Source organism: Microcoleus sp. B9-D4, assembly GCF_036705105.1.
GTDB lineage: Bacteria > Cyanobacteriota > Cyanobacteriia > Cyanobacteriales > Microcoleaceae > Microcoleus.
In genome coordinates, this window is sequence record NZ_JAUBTS010000175.1 from 1 (window position 1) to 1,275 (window position 1,275).

Here is a 1,275-nt window from a genome sequence, read left to right on the forward strand (position 1 = left end):
CTGGGGGGGTGACAACCCGCCCCAAATCCAGAGAGCGTAAAGATTTAACCCACTTGTGCTAAAAAAAGATAGGCAGCCGAATTCTTACAAGCTAGCCTATCTCAAAAATTAATGTTACCAACATTCTATCAGACCCACTTACAAAAACAACTGACATCAGCCCAGTTTATTTTACTCACAATCTTACTCTCCTTGATACAATCAGAGAAGGAAGTGAGGTTAGAGAGGCTCGTGCGAGTATTTCCTTACCCAATTACAGCCGAGAGTCGCCGTCGCAAACTACAAAGATTTCTCGATTTACCTCAATTAACGATCGCACTAATTTGGTTCCCTTTGCTCGCTTACTGGTTAAGAACTTATTGCTCTCTGGGACAAACCCTATCAGTGGCGATTGATCGAACTCAATGGGGCTGTATTAATCTGTTTACGATCGCCCTAATCTGGGAAAAAAGAGCCATCCCTTTATACTGGTGTTTGTTGCCCAAGTTAGGAAGCAGTAACTTACAAGAACAAACCCTCGCTCTCGAACAAGTTTTACCATTGTTTAAGGAATATAAACTTATCGTTTTGGGAGATCGTGAATTTTGTTCGGTAGATTTAGGAAACTGGCTCAAAGCAATGGGTGTATCTTTTTGTTTAAGACTGAAAAAGAATCATTGTATTGAAACAGAAAATTTAATTTGGCAACGCTTAGACCAATTAGGAGTAGTACCCGGAACTTCGTTGTACTTTCAAGGAGTGAGGGTGAGAAAAACTCAACCAGTAGCAGGATTTGATATCGCGTGTAAATGGAAACGCAACTATCGAGGATTAAAAGTAAAAGACGCCTGGTTTATTCTCACAGATTTGGGTTCATTGCCAGTAGCGATATCCGCTTATAAGCAGCGAATGGGAATTGAAGAAATGTTCCGAGATTGCAAGACAGGAGGTTATAATCTAGAAGGGAGTGGTCTCAGAGGAGAGCGACTGATTAAGATGATTCTGTTAATGGCGATCGCCTATACTTGTGCCATATTTCAAGGAACTCAAATTCAGAAAAAGCAGGTACAAAAATATGTATCTCGTCGCTCAGAACCGATAAAAAAATACCGAAGACGGAGTACATTTGGCGTTGGCTTCGATGGAGAGCAGTGGGTTGATTATCTCGATCAGCATTCATTAGAAATTCAACAGTTAATGAAGTTAACTCGAAATAAACGTCGCTTTTATCAACAGGGTATACGGGCTGCAACCCTTATTCGGTCTATCTCCTAAACCTCTTTGTCACCCCCCCAG

At 41.3% G+C, this 1,275-nt stretch carries 1 protein-coding gene; it reads left to right on the forward strand.

Annotated features, from left to right (window positions below; translation table 11 throughout):
• Positions 1-111 precede the first annotated feature (111 nt).
• On the forward strand, positions 112-1,254 hold the full coding sequence (locus QUB24_RS33415; RefSeq protein ID WP_333157880.1) for an IS4 family transposase: 1,143 nt from the start codon (positions 112-114) through the stop codon (positions 1,252-1,254).
• The last annotated feature ends 21 nt before the right edge of the window (positions 1,255-1,275 follow it).